At 66.6% G+C, this 1,917-nt stretch carries 3 protein-coding genes; all 3 read right to left on the minus strand.

The window, feature by feature from the left end:
* Positions 1-599: NADH-quinone oxidoreductase subunit C (locus U9980_RS19680; protein WP_322769267.1), on the minus strand; the 599-nt coding region annotated here is incomplete at its 3' end.
* Positions 596-1,345, minus strand: coding sequence for a NuoB/complex I 20 kDa subunit family protein (locus tag U9980_RS28660; protein ID WP_416210330.1), 750 nt, complete (start codon positions 1,343-1,345; stop codon positions 596-598). The genes U9980_RS19680 and U9980_RS28660, both read right to left, overlap by 4 nt.
* The gene (locus U9980_RS19690; RefSeq protein ID WP_322747914.1) at positions 1,336-1,695 is read right to left on the minus strand and encodes an NADH-quinone oxidoreductase subunit A; all 360 of its coding nucleotides are present in this window, start codon (positions 1,693-1,695) and stop codon (positions 1,336-1,338) included. The genes U9980_RS28660 and U9980_RS19690 overlap by 10 nt, the downstream gene beginning before the upstream one ends.
* Positions 1,696-1,917: the final 222 nt, after the last annotated feature.

A 1,917-nucleotide genomic window follows, 5' to 3' on the forward strand; every position in this document is an offset into this window, starting at 1 on the left:
TCCTTACGCTGTGGGTGACCGGACCAGTCATCCGGCATCATGATCCTGGTAAGGCTGTCGCGGCCGGAGAAGACGATGCCGAAGAAGTCGTAGGTCTCCCGCTCGTGCCAGTCCGCGGTAGGCCAGACACCCATGACGCTCGGGACGGTGGGGTCGTCGTCGGCGAGCGCGACCTCGACGCGGATGCGGCGACGCCAGGTCATCGACAGCAGGTGGTACACGGCGTGCAGCCGCCGGCCGCTCGGGTCGTCGGGGTAGTCCACCCCGGAAACCGCGGACAGCAGTTCAAAACGCAGACCCGGATCATCCCGCAGCGTCTGCGCGACCGCGAGCAGGTAGTCGCGCCGCACGTGCAGGGTCAACTCGCCGCGTTCGACCACCACGCGTTCGAGCGCCTCGCCGAGCTGCGGGAAGGAGCGCTCCAGGGCGTCGTAGACAGCGTCGGCGTCAGGGTCGCCAAACGGTCGTGCGGTCGAGGCCGGAGCAGAGGGTTTCTCCACGAGGCCGCCGAAACCGGAGGTGTCGCCGGAACCGGACGCACCGAAGGCGTCGCGCCGACGCGGTCCGCCCTTTCCCGAAGACGCCATGACGTCGCTCATGCCCTGTCCCCGTGCTCCGGTGCAGCCACCGGACGCTTGATCCGGCCGAACACCGAACCGGGAGCGATCGCGGCAGGTCGGCGCGTGTCGAGCGACGGTTCGACCGCACCGGCTCCGGTCGGGACCGGGGCACCGGCGGGAAGGCGGAACCGCTTGCGGTCGTTGACCGACAGCGTGTCGGTTTCCAGCGCCCCAGCCGGCAGACCGGCCCGCGCGGTTGCCACCTCGATCGGCTTCGGATAGGGCGAGTGGCCGACCGTAGTGTATTCGAGCTTACCCGTCACCGTGCCGGCGAGAATCTTCTCGTGCAGCTTGAGGATCGCGTCCATGAGCATTTCCGGCCGCGGCGGGCAGCCTGGGAGATACATGTCCACCGGGACGATGTGGTCCACACCCTGAACGATGGCGTAGTTGTTGAACATCCCGCCGCTGCTTGCGCACACGCCCATCGACAGCACCCACTTGGGTTCGGGCATCTGGTCGTAGATCTGGCGCAGCACCGGAGCCATCTTCTGGCTGACCCGACCCGCAACGATCATAAGGTCGGCCTGGCGCGGGCTGGCCCGGAACACCTCCATACCGAACCGGGCGAGGTCGTAACGACCTGCGCCGGTCGACATCATCTCGATGGCGCAGCATGCCAGGCCGAACGTGGCCGGCCACAGCGAGGACCGCCGTGACCAGTTGGCCATCTTCTCCACGGTCGTGAGCAGCAGGCCACCGGGCAACTTCTCTTCTAGTCCCATTCGAGGCCTCCGCGTCGCCACACGTACGCATAGGCGACGAATACGGTCGCGATGAACAACACCATCTCGACCAGCCCGAAAATCCCCAGGCTCCCGAAGGCGACCGCCCACGGATACAAGAAGATGATCTCGATGTCGAAGACGATGAACAGCATCGCGGTCAGATAGAACTTCACCGGGAAGCGGTGTGGGCCGACCGGCTCGGGCGACGGCTCGATTCCGCACTCGTATGCGTCGAGCTTGGCGCGGTTGTACCTCTTCGGGCCGACCAGCGACCCCATGATCACAGATCCGATCGCGAACGCTGCCGCGATCACTAAAAGTACGAGGATCGGCACGTAGTTCGACAGCATGCCGAGCTCCTCTCTGCAGGTCCGGTGCGGGATGTGGCAGTGGCGGTGTGCCGTTGACGATCAGTTGCAGGCGACCCGGGGTTCGCTGGTCGGATCGCGCCCGGGAGCCTACGCGACGCCCGATCCGGGAGTTGCGGCCGGTTTACCCCGACCCGGCTGGTGATGTCCGGCGGCATTCAGCGGGTGACGTCCAGCGGCATTCAGCGGGTGACGTCCGGC

The sequence above is a fragment of the Protofrankia sp. Cr1 genome (assembly GCF_963555865.1).
In the GTDB taxonomy this organism is placed as follows: Bacteria; Actinomycetota; Actinomycetes; order Frankiales; family Frankiaceae; genus Protofrankia.